General features: G+C 50.6%; 16 protein-coding genes. 8 read left to right on the forward strand and 8 right to left on the reverse strand.

The genetic code is table 11. The features are described from left to right. Window positions 1–150 precede the first annotated feature (150 nt). The 4 genes from rsmG to asnC all read right to left on the reverse strand — a co-directional run bounded on the left by rsmG (window position 151) and on the right by asnC (window position 4097). A complete protein-coding gene (rsmG, locus tag D9734_RS08695; protein WP_130206828.1) occupies window positions 151–774 on the reverse strand; it encodes a 16S rRNA (guanine(527)-N(7))-methyltransferase RsmG in 624 nt (207 codons plus the stop codon). 63 nt (window positions 775–837) lie between these two features. Then, a complete protein-coding gene (gene mnmG / locus D9734_RS08700) occupies window positions 838–2727 on the reverse strand; it encodes a tRNA uridine-5-carboxymethylaminomethyl(34) synthesis enzyme MnmG (RefSeq protein WP_130206830.1) in 1890 nt (629 codons plus the stop codon). Between the two features lie 378 nt (window positions 2728–3105). Next, window positions 3106–3549 carry an FMN-binding protein MioC gene (mioC, locus tag D9734_RS08705; protein ID WP_130206832.1) on the reverse strand — a complete coding sequence of 148 codons (444 nt, stop codon included), beginning with the start codon at window positions 3547–3549 and terminating at the stop codon, window positions 3106–3108. 89 nt (window positions 3550–3638) lie between these two features. Beyond that, window positions 3639–4097 (reverse strand): transcriptional regulator AsnC, encoded by a 459-nt coding sequence (gene asnC / locus D9734_RS08710; RefSeq protein ID WP_000432970.1) that lies wholly within the window; start codon window positions 4095–4097, stop codon window positions 3639–3641. Window positions 4098–4248: 151 nt separating this feature from the next. On the opposite strand from asnC, the gene asnA reads away from it, so the two are divergent. Next, on the forward strand, window positions 4249–5241 hold the full coding sequence (gene asnA / locus D9734_RS08715) for an aspartate--ammonia ligase (RefSeq protein WP_000845136.1): 993 nt from the start codon (window positions 4249–4251) through the stop codon (window positions 5239–5241). Window positions 5242–5245: 4 nt separating this feature from the next. Here asnA and viaA read toward each other — a convergent pair whose 3' ends face one another. Further along, a complete protein-coding gene (gene viaA / locus D9734_RS08720; RefSeq protein WP_130206834.1) occupies window positions 5246–6697 on the reverse strand; it encodes an ATPase RavA stimulator ViaA in 1452 nt (483 codons plus the stop codon). Further along, on the reverse strand, window positions 6691–8187 hold the full coding sequence (ravA, locus tag D9734_RS08725) for an ATPase RavA (protein ID WP_130206836.1): 1497 nt from the start codon (window positions 8185–8187) through the stop codon (window positions 6691–6693). Before ravA ends, viaA begins: the two co-directional genes overlap by 7 nt. A 222-nt stretch (window positions 8188–8409) precedes the next feature. Between ravA and kup the strand changes: the two genes are divergently transcribed. From kup to rbsR, 7 genes are all read left to right on the forward strand, one after another. After that, entirely contained in the window at window positions 8410–10278 is a 1869-nt protein-coding gene (kup, locus tag D9734_RS08730) for a low affinity potassium transporter Kup (protein WP_130206838.1), read from the forward strand. 168 nt (window positions 10279–10446) lie between these two features. Beyond that, entirely contained in the window at window positions 10447–10866 is a 420-nt protein-coding gene (gene rbsD, locus D9734_RS08735) for a D-ribose pyranase (RefSeq protein ID WP_130206840.1), read from the forward strand. A 7-nt stretch (window positions 10867–10873) separates the two neighbouring features. Continuing rightward, window positions 10874–12379, forward strand: a complete 1506-nt coding sequence (gene rbsA / locus D9734_RS08740) for a ribose ABC transporter ATP-binding protein RbsA (RefSeq protein ID WP_130206842.1) — start codon at window positions 10874–10876, stop codon at window positions 12377–12379. A gap of 4 nt (window positions 12380–12383) precedes the next feature. After that, window positions 12384–13349: a ribose ABC transporter permease gene (gene rbsC / locus D9734_RS08745; protein ID WP_000211858.1), complete on the forward strand. Its 966-nt coding sequence runs from the start codon at window positions 12384–12386 to the stop codon at window positions 13347–13349. Window positions 13350–13373: 24 nt separating this feature from the next. Continuing rightward, complete coding sequence (gene rbsB / locus D9734_RS08750) at window positions 13374–14264, forward strand: ribose ABC transporter substrate-binding protein RbsB (protein ID WP_001056273.1); 891 nt, start codon at window positions 13374–13376, stop codon at window positions 14262–14264. A gap of 125 nt (window positions 14265–14389) precedes the next feature. Continuing rightward, window positions 14390–15319 carry a ribokinase gene (rbsK, locus tag D9734_RS08755; RefSeq protein WP_130206864.1) on the forward strand — a complete coding sequence of 310 codons (930 nt, stop codon included), beginning with the start codon at window positions 14390–14392 and terminating at the stop codon, window positions 15317–15319. A gap of 3 nt (window positions 15320–15322) precedes the next feature. Then, window positions 15323–16315, forward strand: coding sequence for a ribose operon transcriptional repressor RbsR (gene rbsR, locus D9734_RS08760; protein WP_130206844.1), 993 nt, complete (start codon window positions 15323–15325; stop codon window positions 16313–16315). Here rbsR and mdtD read toward each other — a convergent pair. Further along, on the reverse strand, window positions 16281–17708 hold the full coding sequence (gene mdtD, locus D9734_RS08765) for a multidrug transporter subunit MdtD (protein ID WP_130206846.1): 1428 nt from the start codon (window positions 17706–17708) through the stop codon (window positions 16281–16283). The two genes, rbsR and mdtD, sit on opposite strands and share 35 nt — an antisense overlap. Window positions 17709–17730: 22 nt before the next feature. Further along, a complete protein-coding gene (locus tag D9734_RS08770; protein ID WP_130206848.1) occupies window positions 17731–18423 on the reverse strand; it encodes a FadR/GntR family transcriptional regulator in 693 nt (230 codons plus the stop codon). Between the last annotated feature and the right edge of the window lie 141 nt (window positions 18424–18564).

Genomic DNA, 18564 nt, shown 5'->3' on the forward strand with positions numbered 1-18564 from the left:
ACTTATTTTCTGCTTACCAAAAAAAGCCACGTTACTTTGTTGATACAAAATAGTGAACGTGGCGTTAAATGTAACCAGTTATATCAGTAGAAAACCTGGTTGTTGTTAACAGTCTAACCGGTCAATTTTTTATTATTTTTTTGATAAAAATTAAATTTTATTTGCTTTAATAACCACCAGATGACGTTCGCCATCCAGGGCTGGAACCTGAAGTTTAATCACTGATTCAACCTGATATTCTTCGGGCAACAAAGCGATTTCATCTTCCGGCATTTGCCCTTTCAGCGCGTAGAAACGGCCTTGCTCACCAGGAAGATGATGGCACCAGCTCACCATATCGTTCAGAGAGGCAAAAGCGCGGCTAATTACGCCATCAAATGGTGGCTCTGACGGAAACTCTTCTACCCTGCTTTGTACTGGCTCAATATTCTCCAGTTTAAGCTCATGTTGCACCTGACGGAGGAAACGCACGCGTTTACCAAGGCTATCCAGCAATGTGAAATGGGCTTCAGGACGCACGATGGAAAGCGGTATGCCAGGCAACCCCGGTCCGGTTCCCACATCAATAAAACGCTCACCTTGCAGATATGGAGCAACGACAATGCTGTCGAGAATATGGCGTACCAGCATCTCGTTAGGATCGCGGACCGAGGTCAGGTTGTACGCTTTATTCCATTTATGCAGCATATTTACGTAGGCAATAAGCTGATTTTTCTGGTGATCGGTAAGCGAAATTCCTGCGTCTTTCAGCAGTGAAGAGAGTTTGTTGAGCACGGTGATTACCTGTTCTTGATGCGTTGCCAGGTAAGCGGGTGCTTACCTGGCATTTTTAATGCGTTATGCGCTACGACGCAGCATACCCTGTTTTTTCAGCCACACCAGAAGAATGGAGATGGCCGCAGGCGTAACGCCAGAAATACGCGAAGCCTGACCGATAGAGGCCGGTTTGTGATCGTTAAGTTTGGCGATCACTTCGTTAGACAGACCGGATACCTGGCGGTAATCCAGCGTCGCAGGCAGCAGCGTGTTCTCGTTACGCTGTTGCTTTTCGATCTCATCTTGCTGGCGCGCAATATAACCTTCGTATTTAACCTGAATCTCAACCTGTTCCGCCGCCTGTTCGTCTGTCAACGCAGGGGAAAACGGCGTCAGCGTGGTTAATTTTTCATAAGTCATTTCCGGACGACGCAGCAGATCTTCACCGCTGGCTTCACGGGAAAGCGGCGCAGTCAGGTGAGCATTCACTTCGGCTGCAGCTTCCGCTGACGGCGTTACCCAAGTTGACTTCAGGCGCTGACGCTCACGCTCGATGTTCTCAAGCTTCTCGTTAAAGCGCGCCCAGCGTTCGTCATCTACCAGACCCAGTTCACGACCGATTTCAGTCAAACGCAGATCCGCGTTATCTTCGCGCAGCATCAGACGATATTCTGCGCGGGAGGTAAACATACGGTACGGTTCTTTGGTTCCTAAAGTGCACAGGTCATCAACCAGTACGCCGAGATACGCCTGAGAACGCGCCGGAGCCCAACCTTCTTTGTCAGCAGACAGACGGGCAGCGTTAAGACCGGCCAGCAAACCTTGCGCAGCGGCTTCTTCATAACCGGTAGTGCCGTTAATCTGACCAGCAAAGAACAGGCCCTGGATAAACTTACTCTCCAGCGTTGGTTTCAGGTCACGCGGATCGAAGAAGTCATATTCGATAGCATAACCAGGACGCACGATCTTCGCATTTTCCATCCCCTGCATGGAGCGGACGATTTGCATCTGCACATCGAACGGCAGGCTGGTGGAGATACCGTTCGGATAAATTTCGTTAGACGTCAGCCCTTCCGGTTCAAGGAAGATCTGATGCTGATTTCTGTCGGCAAAGCGCATGACTTTGTCTTCGATCGACGGGCAGTAGCGTGGGCCAACACCTTCGATCACCCCTGCGTACATTGGGCTGCGATCGAGGTTACTGCGGATCACATCATGGGTTTTCTCGTTGGTATGGGTGATATAACACGGAACCTGCTGGGGATGCTGGGCCGCATTGCCCATGAACGAGAATACCGGCATTGGGTTATCGCCATGCTGTTGCGCCAGCACGCTGAAGTCGATAGTGCGCGCATCGATACGCGGCGGCGTCCCGGTTTTCAGACGACCAACGCGCAGCGGCAGTTCACGCAAACGGCGAGAAAGCGGAATGGATGGCGGATCACCAGCACGGCCACCGCTGTAATTATCCAGACCGATATGAATTTTACCGTCGAGGAACGTCCCAACGGTGAGCACGACGGCTTTGGCACGGAACTTCAGTCCCATTTGGGTAACAGCACCGACCACGCGATCGTTTTCGACAATAAGATCTTCAACCGCCTGCTGGAAGATCATCAGGTTCGGTTGGTTCTCCAGCGCAGTACGTACTGCCTGACGATAGAGCACGCGATCCGCCTGAGCTCGGGTGGCGCGAACCGCCGGCCCTTTGCTGGCGTTTAGTATCCTAAACTGGATACCCGCCTGATCGATCGCTTTCGCCATCAGACCGCCGAGTGCATCCACTTCTTTTACCAGATGTCCCTTCCCAATACCGCCGATCGCCGGGTTGCAGCTCATCTGCCCCAGAGTGTCGATATTGTGTGTCAAAAGCAGAGTCTGTTGACCCATACGCGCCGCGGCCATCGCGGCCTCGGTGCCTGCATGACCCCCGCCAATGATGATGACGTCAAAAGGATCCGGATAAAACATGGTGATTGCCTCGCATAACGCGGTATGAAAATGGATTGAAGCCCGGGCCGTGGATTCTACTCAACTTTGTCGGCTTGAGAAAGACCCGGGATCCTGGGTATTAAAAAGAAGATCTATTTATTTAGAGATCTGTTCTATTGTGATCTCTTATTAGGATCGCACTGCCCTGTGGATAACAAGGATCCGGCTTTTAAGATCAACAACCTGGAAAGGATCATTAACTGTGAATGATCGGTGATCCTGGACAGTATAAGCTGGGATCAGAATGAGGGGTTATACACAACTCAAAAACTGAACAACAGTTGTTCTTTGGATAACTACCGGTTGATCCAAGCTTCCTGACAGAGTTATCCACAGTAGATCGCACGATCTGTATACTTATTTGAGTAAATTAATCCACGATCCCAGCCATTCTTCTGCCGGATCTTCCGGAATGTCGTGATCAAGGATGTTGATCTTCAGTGTTTCACCAATCTGTTTTGCACCGGAATTTTTGAGTTCTGCCTCGAGTTTATCTATGGCCCCACAAAAAGTGTCGTATTCACGACTGCCAATACCGATTGCGCCAAAGCGCACCGCAGAAAGATCGGGCTTTTGTTCCTGCAATGCTTCATAGAAAGGAGAAAGGTTGTCCGGAATGTCTCCGGCACCGTGGGTTGAGCTGATAACCAGCCAGATCCCAGAGGCAGATAAATCTTCTAACAGCGGACCGTGCAGCGTTTCGGTGGTAAAACCCGCCTCTTCCAGCTTTTCAGCCAGGTGTTCTGCTACATATTCGGCACCGCCCAGGGTGCTGCCGCTGATAAGAGTGATATCTGCCATAAACCGCCACCTTTATTAAGAGTGGCGTATTGTACGCTGTGAACGCGCTGGGATCTACCTGTGGAAAAGTATGGGATTAAAAAAGCTGATCATGGCTTGATGGTGCGCATGATCGGGTTCTGCAGGACGATCAGTGTCTCAGTGGACTGAATTTCATCAATTGTTTGGATCTTGTTGATAAGTACATGCTGGAGGGCGTCGATCGAGCGGCACATTACTTTTATAAAGATGCTGTAGTGGCCGGTGGTGTAATAGGCTTCGGTGACTTCGTCGAGACTTTCCAGCTTTGCCAGCGCGGAAGGATAGTCTTTTGCGCTCTTCAGGATAATGCCGATAAAACAGCCTACGTCATAACCGAGCTGTTTTGGGCTGACGTCGATACGGGCGCCGGTAATGATCCCCGCCTGCTTCATTTTCTCTACACGAACGTGAATCGTCCCCGGGCTTACGCCAAATTGTTTCGCCAGTTCGGCGTAAGCGGTGCGTGCATTGCCCATTAATGCTTCCAGGATGCCGCGGTCCAGATTGTCGATCAGATAATTTTCCATAGGATTTTCTTATGTGTATTGATGATTTGTTCTATTTTAGCCTTCTTTTTTAACGAATCAAAAATGAGTTTGGCTTTTTATTGAATGATTATTGCATGTGTGTCGGTTTTTGTTGCTTAATCATAAGCAACAGGACGCAGGAGTATAAAAAATGAAAACCGCTTACATTGCCAAACAACGTCAAATTAGCTTCGTGAAATCTCACTTTTCTCGTCAACTGGAAGAACGCTTAGGGCTGATTGAAGTCCAGGCGCCGATTCTTAGCCGTGTGGGGGATGGTACGCAGGATAACTTGTCGGGCTGTGAAAAAGCGGTACAGGTAAAAGTGAAAGCTCTGCCTGATGCCCAGTTCGAAGTGGTTCATTCACTGGCGAAGTGGAAACGTCAGACATTAGGGCAACACGACTTCAGCGTGGGCGAAGGGCTGTACACGCACATGAAAGCCCTTCGCCCCGATGAAGACCGTCTTTCCCCGCTGCACTCGGTCTATGTTGACCAGTGGGACTGGGAACGCGTAATGGGCGACGGTGAGCGTCAATTCTCCACTCTGAAAAGCACAGTAGAGGCGATCTGGGCGGGAATTAAAGCAACCGAAGCTGCTGTTAGCGAAGAGTTTGGTCTGGCACCGTTCCTGCCGGATCAGATCCACTTCGTACACAGCCAGGAGTTACTGTCTCGTTATCCGGATCTCGATGCCAAAGGGCGTGAGCGGGCGATTGCGAAAGATCTTGGCGCGGTATTCCTCGTAGGGATTGGTGGCAAGCTGAGCGATGGTCATCGCCACGACGTGCGCGCACCGGATTATGATGACTGGAGCACCCCGTCAGAGCTGGGCCATGCGGGTCTGAACGGCGATATTCTGGTATGGAACCCAGTACTGGAAGATGCGTTTGAGCTTTCTTCCATGGGGATCCGCGTGGATGCCGACACGCTGAAGCATCAACTGGCGCTGACTGGTGATGAAGATCGTCTGCAGCTGGAATGGCATCAGGCGCTGCTGCGTGGTGAAATGCCGCAGACCATCGGTGGCGGTATTGGCCAGTCTCGTTTGACCATGCTGCTGCTGCAACTGCCGCATATTGGCCAGGTTCAGTGTGGTGTATGGCCGGCAGCTGTTCGTGAGAGCGTCCCTTCTCTGCTGTAATCGTTTATCGCCGCCAGCGTCTGAGCAGGCGGCTTCGCATCCCGGTATCAAAGCGCCAGATATGATCGAAAATGCGCATGATGCCGGGTTTGCCGTGTGCTGACATCGCCACGGCGTGAAAGCGATGCTGATGTACCCGCTGCAACTCTTTCACTTTACTCGTCACATCGTCAGGCAACCGCTGGGCGATAAAATCAGAAATCACCACCGCATCAGCGTCAAACCATTCCCGACTTTGTAAGCGTTCCATAATGGCGCGAAAACAACTGGCCAGATCGGTGCCGCCACGAAACTGCTGACTTAAAAAGCGGATCGCTTGTTCAAGACCTTGTGGGCCTGAAAGCTCGTAACGGACGATCTCGGTGGAAAATAACATAATATAGCAGCGTCGATTTTCAGCGAGGGCTATGCGCATCAAGGCCAGGCAGAACGCTTTCGCACACTGCTCATTAAAACCGCCCATTGAGCCGGAAGTATCTACGCAGACAATAAACGGTCCACGCGGTTGTTCGTCGTAATCTTTATGTACCACCGGGCGTTCGATCACTTTTTCACGCCATGATTCACCGTGCAGACGATAGGTGAGCAACTGTTTTTCCACCAGCCGACGATAAAATTCATATTCCAGTTCAGTGATGCCCAGTGTCGCCAGTTCCGGCGGCAGAAGGCGTAAAATATCATCGCTTTGTTGCAGGCCATCAACCTGCTCAGGAACGGTTGCCGGTTCGCGCACCATGGTGCGGAAGGTTTCCATCTGCGCATCGTTGCGGGGTATTGATTTGGCCTCCCGCGAACGTCCCAGCTGTTCCGCCAGACGTTTCAGTTCCGGCTGTTCGTTAAGAAATTCCCCGTATTTCACAATCAACTGATAGTCGCCGCGTTTAAGCTGACCGGCGCTCATATCCCACAGACGACCGGCTGCGGTGTTGTTATCTGCCAGAACTGGTTCGAGCTGTCCGCTTAATGTCATGCGTTCCTGAACTTCGCTCAACAGTTGTTCGCGTTCTTCTTCTAATAACTGCTGATTCAGGGTCGTCGCTTGCACAATCAGGCTTAAGCGCCAACGCTGGAGAAAAAGCGTATGCAATGACGGAGTGATAGTGCTGTTAGCATCAACCAGCTGTCGGGCTTGTTCGGCCCACGGGGAATTCAGACGATGCAGTAAGTCCAGAATCTGCGGTAGCTGCACAATAAACTGCGGCGTGGAGAGAAGCTGGCTTTGCTGATAGCACATGACCTCTTCAGTGAGTTCCGGCGGGACACGCGTATCTTTCAGACGGCTATGCAGCACCTCACGCCAGCGGGGAATATCATCGGTGATTGCCGCCTTGAGGCGCGGGAATTTTTCAAAGAATACCACCAGCTGCGGTGAGGCCAGCAGCGCGATGATCATCTCTTCGATCAATCCCTCTTCGCTGACGGCCAGCATCACATTGAGCGTATCCAGTGTTAGCATTGTTGCGCCTGGCGAATCTGGGCACCGACATCCTGTAGGCTGGCTTCAATGCGACCTAACCAGTCGCCAGGGATAAACAGACATTTTTGCTGTTCGCTGAATAAAATGTGTTGCTTACGCCAGTCGCTTTCAAGCTCTTCCAGTTGTTGTTTTATTTCATCTGGTAGACCTTCAGCCGATGAACCGGGAAGCGCCAGCATACTGCCTTGTAAACTTACATCGCGTACAACCAGATGTTGGGCGCTATCAACTTCCAGATTCAGTTTCTGGGCAAAGCCGATACCGTTCAGTTTGCCACGAATTTCACCACCTTTGCTCAGCCACTGTTCCAGCGCGCTACGCTCAAAGGAGATATGAACTACTTCCATATCATGCAGTTTTAACGGTTTTTGCAGCAGCAGAGTCAGATTGGAAGCTGTAACGTTGACAGGAAGCTGATACTGCTGACGACGGCTGAAAATGCCGCCCAGACGAATTACCGTTAAGGCTGTTTTATCACTTTGTTGCTGCTGGAGTTGCAGACGACGTTGCACAATCGCGCCCAGGCGGGTTAACATCCCTTGCTGTTGCCAGGCATGACCGGTCATCAATAAATCAATTTGTTGTTGAATCAAATTCAGGCTTTGCGCGTCATACCACAGGCAATCTTTCAGCAAGATAAGATCAACCGGGGCAACAGCACTGCGACCACTAAAAAAAGCGCTGGCCTGCAATAAGCGGATCGCTTTTTTCCAGCGACGATCGGAGACGTAAGGCGCATCCGGTAATTTATCCAGTTGCTGGCGCAGCATAAAAATCAGCTCAAATACATGATCGGGCAGCGTAATTTCACTAATCTCTTTTTGCCAGCGTTCATATTCTTCATCAGTGACCTGCAAGGCGGCAGGAACCGGATTATTATTTTCATCTTGTTGGCTGGTCAGCATGGAGCGGAAATTCGCTTTATCCTGCACTTTATCTAACCACAGACGAATCAGCATGCGGTCATATAACGCTTCCAGACTGCTGTCTGCTTCCGGCAGCTCGTTGGAGGCCGCCACGAGCAAGCGCATCGGGATTTTTTCGACATGAGCACCGTTACGGAATTGACGTTCGTTAATAGCGGTTAGCAGGGTATTAAGAATTGCCGGGCCAGCTTTCCAGATTTCATCCAGAAAGACGATTTCTGCTTCCGGCAGGTAACCGCTGGTTAAGCGTTCATAGCGTCCCTCATCTTTTAACGCCTGAATGGAAAGGGGGCCAAAAACTTCTTCCGGGGTGGAGAAGCGGGTCATCAGATATTCAAAATCGCGCGCATTCTGGAAGGCGAATTTTAAGCGACGGGCGATCAGACTTTTAGCAATACCTGGGGGGCCAAGCAGGAACACGCTTTCACCACTTAATGCCGCTAACAAACACAGGCGGATGGCGTGGCTACGTTCATAAAGCCCCTTTTCCAGCGCGCTGCTCAGGCGGGAAATTCTTTCCGCTAATAAATGAGGGTGAGCCATAATGAAGTGGCGTCCTTTCGTCAAAAGTTCTGCGTAAATTGCGAGTATAGACGTTTCTTGCTGGTGGCAAAAATAGTCTCAAAGAAGGGATATTTTTCTTTGAGCCAGGTTAATGTGGCCGCATTTAGGAGTACGATTTTGCCGTTAATCGTGCATACTGAGCGCTTTTTTGTGGGCCAAGGGACTACGCACACATTTCATATTTCAACGAAAGACTAGTCTATGAGCACTGATAATAAGCAATCGTTGCCCGCGATAACCCTCGCGGCGATTGGCGTTGTCTACGGCGATATTGGTACCAGCCCGTTATATACACTTCGTGAATGTTTGTCCGGCCAGTTTGGTTTTGGCGTTGAACGCGATGCCGTGTTTGGCTTTTTATCGCTGATCTTCTGGCTGCTAATCTTTGTGGTTTCCATCAAATACCTTACCTTCGTGATGCGCGCGGATAACGCCGGTGAAGGGGGGATCCTGACGTTGATGTCGCTTGCCGGGCGTAATACGTCGGCGCGAACCACATCAATGCTGGTGATTATGGGGCTAATCGGTGGCAGCTTTTTCTATGGCGAAGTCGTCATAACACCCGCCATTTCGGTGATGTCTGCCATTGAAGGTCTGGAAATCGTCGCCCCGCAACTGGATACCTGGATAGTTCCCCTCTCAATCATCGTTCTTACTTTACTGTTTATGATTCAAAAACATGGCACTGCTATGGTCGGTAAGCTGTTTGCGCCGATCATGCTGACCTGGTTTTTGATTCTGGCAGGGTTGGGGTTACGTAGCATTATTGCTAACCCGGAAGTGCTGCATGCGCTGAATCCGATGTGGGCGGTGCATTTCTTCCTTGAATACAAAACGGTTTCTTTTATTGCATTAGGGGCGGTGGTGCTGTCGATTACCGGAGTCGAGGCACTGTATGCTGATATGGGGCATTTTGGTAAGTTCCCGATTCGCCTGGCGTGGTTCACTGTCGTCTTGCCTTCCTTAACCCTTAACTACTTCGGCCAGGGAGCGCTGTTGTTAAAGAACCCGGAAGCGATTAAGAACCCGTTCTTCCTGTTAGCACCGGATTGGGCGCTAATCCCGCTGCTGATCATCGCTGCACTGGCAACGGTGATTGCCTCGCAGGCAGTTATCTCTGGCGTTTTCTCATTGACGCGTCAGGCGGTACGTCTGGGATATCTTTCGCCGATGCGTATCATTCACACCTCCGAAAGGGAGTCAGGGCAAATCTATATTCCGTTTGTGAACTGGATGCTCTATGTCGCGGTCGTGATTGTGATTGTCAGCTTTGAGCACTCCAGTAACCTGGCGGCGGCGTATGGGATTGCGGTGACCGGAACGATGGTACTGACGTCTATTCTTTCGACTACCGTGGCGCGTCAGAACTGGCACTGGAATAAGTATTTTGTTGCGCTGATCCTGATAGCCTTCCTTTGTGTCGATATTCCATTGTTCACCGCTAACCTCGATAAACTGCTCTCCGGCGGCTGGTTGCCATTGAGCCTCGGTACGGTGATGTTTATCGTGATGACCACCTGGAAGAGCGAGCGTTTCCGCCTGCTGCGACGGATGCATGAACATGGTAATTCTCTGGAAGCGATGATTGCTTCGCTGGAGAAATCACCGCCCGTTCGCGTTCCCGGAACCGCGGTGTACATGTCGCGTGCAATCAACGTCATTCCCTTTGCGCTGATGCATAACCTTAAACATAACAAGGTATTGCATGAGCGGGTGATTCTGTTAACTCTGCGTACCGAAGACGCGCCATATGTCCATAACGTCCGTCGGGTACAGATTGAACAACTGTCGCCCACTTTCTGGCGCGTGGTGGCAAGTTACGGCTGGCGGGAAACGCCAAACGTGGAAGAAGTCTTCCACCGCTGTGGCCTGGAAGGCTTAAGTTGCCGGATGATGGAAACCTCCTTCTTTATGTCCCATGAGTCGTTGATCCTCGGCAAACGCCCGTGGTACTTACGTTTGCGTGGCAAACTGTACTTGCTGTTGCAGCGTAATGCACTGCGTGCACCAGATCAGTTTGAAATCCCACCAAACAGGGTTATTGAACTAGGTACTCAGGTCGAAATCTAACGCCAGACGCCTCCTTTCTCCATAAAGGAGGCGTTTTTGTTTTTCATGCTTAATCACGATGTAAAACGTTTCGATGTTGATCACATTTCAGTAACGTTGCGATGGTTTTCTCTGTTCAGTCAGGATTAAACTGCTGGTCAGCGAAACGTTTCGCTGATGGAGAAAAAAATGAAAAAAGGCACCGTTCTTAATTCTGATATTTCGTCGGTGATCTCCCGTCTGGGGCATACCGATACGCTGGTGGTGTGTGATGCTGGTTTACCCATCCCAAAAAGTACAACGCGTATCGATGTGGCATTAACCCAGGGCGTACCTTCTTTTATGCAGGTACTGGGAGTTGTTACGAGTGAAATGCAGGTTGAGGCAGCCATTATCGCGGAAGAGATCAAACAACATAATCCGCAACTCCACGAAACGTTGCTCACTCACCTTGAGCAGCTGCAACAACACCAGGGAAACACCATTGAAATTCGTTACACCACGCATGAACAATTCAAACAACTAACCGCAGAAAGTCAGGCGGTAATTCGCAGCGGAGAATGTTCTCCGTATGCGAATATCATTCTCTGTGCTGGCGTGACGTTCTGAGGTCGTCATGGAAGCATTACTACAGCTTAAAGGCATTGATAAAGCCTTTCCGGGCGTAAAAGCCCTCTCGGGCGCCGCGTTAAATGTCTATCCGGGCCGCGTGATGGCGCTGGTAGGCGAAAACGGCGCGGGTAAATCCACCATGATGAAAGTGCTTACCGGTATCTATACTCGCGATGCCGGTACGCTTTTATGGCTGGGGAAAGAAACGACATTTACCGGGCCGAAATCTTCCCAGGAAGCCGGGATTGGGATTATCCACCAGGAGCTGAACCTGATCCCGCAGTTGACCATTGCCGAAAACATTTTCCTCGGTCGTGAGTTTGTTAATCGCTTTGGCAAAATTGACTGGAAAACCATGTATGCCGAAGCGGATAAATTGCTGGCTAAACTTAACCTGCGCTTTAAAAGCGACAAGCTGGTGGGCGATCTTTCCATCGGTGACCAGCAAATGGTTGAAATTGCCAAAGTGCTGAGCTTTGAGTCGAAAGTCATCATTATGGATGAACCGACAGATGCGCTGACTGATACCGAAACCGAATCCCTGTTCCGCGTCATTCGCGAGCTGAAATCGCAAGGGCGCGGCATTGTCTATATCTCCCACCGCATGAAAGAAATCTTCGAGATTTGCGATGACGTTACCATTTTTCGTGACGGGCAATTTATTGCCGAGCGTGAAGTGGCATCACTGACCGAAGATTCGCTGATTGAGATGATGGTGGGCCGCAAGCTGGAAGAGCAGTATCCACACCTGGACAAAGCGCCGGGAGATATCCGCCTGAAAGTCGATAATCTCTGCGGGCCTGGTGTTAACAACGTCTCTTTTACCCTACGCAATGGCGAAATCCTTGGCGTCTCTGGTTTGATGGGCGCGGGGCGTACCGAATTAATGAAAGTGCTCTATGGCGCACTGCCGCGCACCAGCGGTTATGTCACGCTGGATGGGCATGAAGTTATTACTCGTTCACCGCAGGATGGCCTGGCAAACGGCATTGTGTATATCTCTGAAGACCGTAAACGCGACGGTTTAGTACTGGGCATGTCAGTAAAAGAAAATATGTCGCTGACTGCGCTGCGCTACTTCAGCCGTACTGGCGGCAGTTTGAAGCATGCCGATGAACAACAGGCAGTGAGTGATTTTATTCGCCTGTTCAATGTGAAAACGCCGTCAATGGAACAGGCAATTGGCCTGCTCTCCGGTGGCAATCAGCAAAAAGTGGCGATTGCCCGCGGTCTGATGACGCGCCCGAAAGTACTTATCCTTGATGAACCTACCCGTGGTGTAGATGTCGGCGCGAAAAAAGAGATCTATCAACTGATCAACCAGTTCAAAGCCGATGGCTTGAGCATCATTCTGGTGTCATCAGAGATGCCAGAAGTATTAGGCATGAGCGATCGCATCATCGTCATGCATGAAGGGCATCTCAGCGGGGAATTTACTCGTGAGCAAGCCACCCAGGAAGTGTTAATGGCTGCCGCTGTGGGCAAGCTTAATCGCGTGAATCAGGAGTAAAAAAATGACAACCCAGACTGTTTCTGGTCGCCGTTATTTCACGAAAGCGTGGCTGATGGAGCAGAAATCGCTTATCGCTCTGCTGGTGCTGATCGCGATTGTCTCGACGTTAAGCCCGAACTTTTTCACCATCAATAACTTATTCAATATTCTCCAGCAAACCTCGGTGAACGCCATTATGGCGGTCGGCATGACGCTGGTGATCCTGACGTCGGGCATCGACCTGTCCGTCGGTTCTCTGTTGGCGCTGACTGGCGCAGTTGCTGCGTCTATCGTCGGCATTGAAGTCAATGCGCTGGTGGCTGTCGCTGCCGCACTGGCATTAGGTGCCGCAATTGGTGCGGTAACAGGGGTGATTGTGGCGAAAGGCCGCGTCCAGGCGTTTATCGCTACCCTCGTGATGATGTTATTGCTGCGCGGCGTGACCATGGTTTATACCAACGGTAGCCCAGTGAATACCGGCTTTACTGAGAACGCCGATCTGTTTGGCTGGTTTGGTATTGGTCGTCCGCTGGGCGTACCGACGCCAGTCTGGATCATGGGGATTGTCTTCCTCGCGGCCTGGTACATGCTGCATCACACGCGTCTGGGGCGTTACATCTACGCGCTGGGCGGCAACGAAGCGGCAACGCGTCTTTCTGGTATCAACGTCAATAAAATCAAAATCATCGTCTATTCTCTTTGTGGTCTGCTGGCATCGCTGGCCGGGATCATTGAAGTGGCGCGCCTCTCCTCCGCACAACCCACGGCGGGGACTGGCTATGAGCTGGATGCTATTGCGGCGGTGGTTCTGGGCGGTACGAGTCTGGCGGGCGGAAAAGGTCGCATTGTTGGGACGTTGATCGGCGCATTAATTCTTGGCTTCCTTAATAATGGATTGAATTTGTTAGGTGTTTCCTCCTATTACCAGATGATCGTCAAAGCTGTGGTGATTTTGCTGGCGGTGCTGGTAGACAACAAAAAGCAGTAATAACGACTACAGGACATCTTGAATATGAACATGAAAAAACTGGCTACCCTGGTTTCTGCTGTTGCGCTAAGCGCCACCGTTAGTGCGAATGCAATGGCAAAAGACACCATTGCGCTGGTGGTTTCCACACTCAATAACCCGTTCTTTGTATCGCTGAAAGATGGCGCGCAGAAAGAGGCGGATAAACTCGGCTATAACCTGGTGGTGCTGGACTCCCAGAACAACCCGGCGAAAGAGCTGGCGAACGTGCAGGACTTAACCGTTCGCGGCACCAAAATTCTGCTGATTAACCCAACCGACTCCGATGCGGTGGGTAACGCCGTGAAGATGGCAAACCAGGCTAACATCCCGGTTATCACCCTTGACCGTCAGGCCACGAAAGGCGAAGTGGTGAGCCACATTGCTTCTGATAACGTACTGGGCGGCAAAATCGCCGGTGATTACATCGCGAAGAAAGCGGGCGAAGGTGCCAAAGTTATCGAGCTGCAAGGCATTGCCGGTACATCCGCAGCCCGTGAACGTGGCGAAGGCTTCCAGCAGGCTGTTGCTGCTCACAAATTTAACGTCCTTGCCAGCCAGCCGGCAGACTTCGACCGTACCAAAGGTTTGAACGTAATGCAGAACCTGTTGACCGCTCATCCGGATGTGCAGGCAGTGTTCGCGCAGAATGATGAAATGGCGCTGGGCGCACTGCGTGCGCTGCAAACTGCTGGTAAATCGGATGTGATGGTCGTCGGATTTGACGGTACACCTGATGGCGAAAAAGCAGTAAATGATGGCAAACTGGCAGCGACTATCGCTCAGTTACCCGATCAGATTGGCGCGAAAGGTGTCGAAACCGCGGACAAAGTTCTGAAAGGCGAAAAAGTTCAGGCGAAATATCCGGTTGATCTGAAACTGGTTGTTAAGCAGTAGTCTTAGTCAGGTTTTATAACCTGATAGTGGCATCAATACGTCATCGACAGATGAACGTGTAATATAAAGAAAAGCAGGGCACGCGCCACCCTAACCCGGTGGCGCATTTTATGGACATCCCGAATATGCAAAACGCAGGCAGCCTCGTTGTTCTTGGCAGCATTAATGCTGACCATATCCTTAATCTTCAATCTTTTCCTACTCCAGGCGAAACCGTAACCGGTAACCACTATCAAGTCGCATTTGGCGGCAAAGGCGCGAATCAGGCGGTGGCAGCAGGGCGTAGCGGCGCGAATATCTCGTTTATAGCCTGCACGGGCGATGACAGTATTGGCGAGAGCGTACGTCAGCAGCTCGCTACTGATAACATTGATATTTCACCTGTAAGCGTGATCAAAGGTGAATCAACAGGTGTGGCGCTGATTTTTGTTAATAGTGAAGGCGAGAACGTCATCGGTATTCATTCCGGTGCTAACGCTGCCCTTTCCCCTGTGCTGGTAGAAGCACAACGCGAGCGTATTGCGAATGCCTCAGCATTATTAATGCAGCTGGAATCACCACTCGAAAGTGTGATGGCAGCAGCGAAAATTGCCCATCAAAATAAGACTATCGTTGCGCTTAACCCGGCCCCGGCTCGCGAACTTCCTGACGAACTGTTGGCGCTGGTGGACATTATTACGCCAAACGAAACGGAAGCAGGAAAGCTCACCGGTATTCGTGTTGAAAATGATGAAGATGCGGCGAAGGCGGCGCAGGTTCTGCATGAAAAAGGTATCCGTACTGTACTGATTACTTTAGGAAGTCGTGGTGTATGGGCTAGCGTGAATGGTGAAGGTCAGCGCGTTCCTGGATTCCGGGTGCAGGCTGTCGATACCATTGCTGCCGGAGATACCTTTAACGGCGCGTTAATCACGGCGTTGCTGGAAGAAAAACCATTGCCAGAGGCGATTCGTTTTGCCCATGCCGCCGCTGCGATTGCCGTAACACGTAAAGGCGCACAACCTTCCGTACCGTGGCGTGAAGAGATCGACGCATTTTTAGACAGGCAGAGGTGACGCTTGGCTACAATGAAAGATGTTGCCCGCCTGGCGGGCGTTTCTACCTCAACAGTTTCTCACGTCATCAATAAAGATCGCTTCGTCAGTGAAGCGATTACCGGCAAAGTTGAAGCGGCGATTAAAGAACTCAATTACGCGCCATCAGCTCTGGCGCGTAGCCTCAAACTCAATCAAACACATACCATTGGCATGTTGATCACTGCCAGTACCAATCCTTTCTATTCAGAACTGGTGCGTGGTGTTGAACGCAGCTGCTTCGAGCGCGGTTATAGTCTTGTCCTTTGTAATACCGAAGGCGATGAGCAGCGAATGAATCGTAATCTGGAAACGTTGATGCAAAAGCGTGTTGATGGCCTGCTGTTACTCTGCACCGAAACGCATCAGCCTTCGCGTGAAATCATGCAACGTTATCCGACGGTGCCTACCGTGATGATGGACTGGGCGCCGTTCGATGGCGACAGCGATCTTATTCAGGATAACTCGTTGCTGGGAGGCGATTTAGCGACGCAATATCTGATCGACAAAGGTCATACTCGTATCGCCTGTATTACCGGGCCTCTGGATAAAACGCCTGCACGATTGCGGCTGGAAGGTTATCGGGCGGCGATGAAACGTGCTGGCCTCGACATTCCCGATGGCTATGAAGTGACTGGCGATTTTGAATTTAACGGCGGGTTTGACGCGATGCGACAGCTGTTATCACATCCTCTGCGTCCTCAGGCGGTCTTTACCGGAAATGACGCAATGGCAGTGGGTGTTTACCAGGCGTTGTACCAGGCTGGATTGCATGTCCCGCAGGATATCGCGGTGATTGGTTATGACGATATTGAACTGGCACGTTATATGACGCCACCGCTCACCACTATCCATCAACCGAAAGATGAATTGGGAGAGCTGGCGATTGATGTACTCATCCACCGAATGGCGCAGCCAACCTTACAGCAACAACGATTACAACTTACTCCGATTCTGATGGCGCGCGGCTCGGCTTAGATTTTTGCTGGCGTTTAATCAAATTATTACCATCAGTTGCCTTCAGGAGCATGAACATCGCTGCTGAAGCAACCGTAATCATCCCCATCGTAATAAACGTATAGTGGAATTGTTCAACAATCGTCGTACCTTCCATCCCTTCGTAAACGCGAAGAACGGCTGCGCTAACGGCTACACCTAAACTGATCGACAACTGTTGCGTGACAGCCAGAACGCTATTACCACTGCTGGCGTTGTCATCGGTCAGATCGGCAAGTGTTATGGTATTCATCGCGGTAAATTGCGTCGACATCGCCATCCCTAAAATAAACAACGGCAAAATTAGCATCCAGATCGCCATTGCCGGAGATTGCAATGAGAACTGGGCGATCATCAAACCAATAATCACCGTAATTCCCACTAACGTATGGCGATAGCCCAGACGCCGTAAAACCTGCGTAACCATCGATTTCGCAATAATGGAGCCTAACGCTATCGGTGCCATCATGCAGCCAGCAATAAACGCCTGATAACCAAATCCTACCTGTAACATCAATGGCATAAGGAACGGTACACAGCCGGTCCCCAGACGGGTTGCAATATTGCCTACGATACCGATCGAGAAAGTGCGGGTTTTAAATAAATTTAATGAAATTAATGGGTTTGGCGTTCGTCGCGCATGGAGGATATAGAGAAGCAGTAACACTATGCTGGCCACAATGACCGTCAAGGCTATCCAGGTTTCAACAATTTTCTCACCAAACAGCTCTATTCCACTTGAGAAGAGCACAAGGCTAAGACCAAACAGTAAGAAACCAGTGATATCAAATTTTCGACGTGCTGTGGTGAAGTTGGGCATATGTTTGCGAGCGTAAAGAAGGCCCGCAATACCAATGGGAATATTGATTAAAAAGATCCAGTGCCATGTTGCCCACGTGACTAACATGCCCCCAAGAACGGGCCCTAAAATCGGCCCTACCAGACCCGGCATGGCGACAAAATTCAGTACCGGGAGGAGTTCATTGCGTGGGTATGCGCGCAGTAACGCCAGGCGAGCGACCGGCATCATCATTGCGCCGCCTATCCCCTGAATAACACGGAAGACAACCAGTTGTGGCAGCGAGTTTGAGAGTGCGCAGGCCAGAGAACCCAACGTGAACAAGCTAACGGCAATGGTGAAAACGCGGCGTGTGCCGAAGCGATCGGCCAGCCATCCGCTGACCGGAATAAGCATCGCCACCGTCAGCGTGTAACTGATGATGGCCGATTGCATAGCGAGGGGGGAGCGATTAAGACTATGAGCGATATCGGGTAGGGCTGTATTCAGGATAGTGGCATCAAGTGCCTGCATGAAGAAAGCCATCGCCGCAATCCATGGCAAACCCGCCATACTGCGCTTCGTTTTCTCGCTCATTCAATGTCCCTTTGTCTGGTTATCACTTATCCTGAGTGTGTAGTAGCGCCTGACAAGCCTTAAATGCCGCGTTGCCATCGCTTTGGATAATCGCATCGACGATCGCCTGGTGCAGATCCAGCTTTATCACGGTGTCACTGGTTATTGACGTGAAGTAAGTGTGATAAACCGAATGGAATAGCGAGGCGAAAGAGGTCAAAAACGGATTGGCGCTCATTTCATAGATGTGCTCATGCCAGGCCATATCGACCTCAACCCAACGTTCTCGGCGAAAGTTATCTTTTAATGCGACCATTTCGGCCATTAGCGTGTTGAGATGCGCCTTCTGTTCTGCTGTTCCTACCGTTGCAGCCAGTAAACAGGCTTGCGGCTCCAGACAGATACGCATAACCAAAAAGTGATCAATGACCTGATGAAAGTTCTCTTCTGTCATCCACCAGGTGAGTAATTCCTGATCAAGAAAGTTCCAGTTGGATTGTGGCATGACCCGAGTACCAATTCGTGGACGCGGTAAAACCATCCCCTTTGCCGTTAACGTCTTGACCGCTTCGCGTACCGCAGTACGACTCACACCAAATTGCTCACCCAGTTCAATTTCACCCGGCAAAATGGTGCCAGGTGCGTATTCACCTTTTAAGATTCGTTGTGCCAGCTTCTCAGCCAGAACATATGAAAGGTTTTTCTGTGCAGCTAACTGTTGTGCGCTTAAAGGCATTACTTATCTTCCTTTTTTTTTTATTCCTCTTTAGTATGCCACCTGGAAGTGTGATTGCGGTTGCAAAAACGGCAAATTGCTTGTTTTATGGCACGCTCACAGGTGTTTTGCTGAAAAAACGCGCATTCGGAAAATTATTTT

This window comes from Escherichia sp. E14S1 (assembly GCF_004211995.1).
Taxonomy (GTDB): Bacteria; Pseudomonadota; Gammaproteobacteria; order Enterobacterales; family Enterobacteriaceae; genus Escherichia.